Genomic DNA, 574 nt, shown 5'->3' on the forward strand with positions numbered 1-574 from the left:
CAACCGGCGCTCAAATCAATGGCGTCGGTTGGAGTGCTATCGAATCAAAGTGGCGCATGGTTAACCCTGCGCCTGCCTTTGCGCTTCTCTTCCGCCTCAGGCTGCCGACCCGCCGACAGTCAACCCGTCCATCAGCACCGTCGGTTGACCCACACCCACGGGCACCCATTGACCGTCCTTGCCACAGGTTCCCATACCCGGATCCAGCGCCATATCGTTGCCAAGGCCGCGGATGCGCTTCAAGGCCGATGGCCCGTCACCGATCAGCGTGGCGCCCTTGACCGGCGCGCCGATCTTGCCGTTTTCGACACGATACGCCTCGGTGCACGAGAAAACGAACTTGCCGTTGGTGATGTCGACCTGGCCGCCGCCGAATCCAACCGCCCAGATGCCGTCATTAATATCTGCCACCAAAGCCGCCGGATCAGCGTCGCCCCCCAACATGATCGTATTGGTCATGCGCGGCATGGGTTTGTGCGCATAGCTCTGTCGCCGCCCATTTCCCGTGGGTGCAACGCCCATCAGCCGGGCGTTTTGCCGATCCTGCATGTAGCCGGTCAGGATGCCATCCTCG

1 protein-coding gene is annotated in these 574 nt (G+C 62.0%); it reads right to left on the reverse strand.

Features of this window, described 5'->3' with window-relative positions:
• Positions 1 to 96: 96 nt before the first annotated feature.
• A partial coding sequence (locus ACR0C6_RS22095; RefSeq protein WP_480621336.1) for a metallopeptidase TldD-related protein occupies positions 97 to 574 on the reverse strand: 478 nt, incomplete at its 5' end.

It is taken from the genome of Ruegeria sp. AL12 (genome assembly GCF_056540885.1).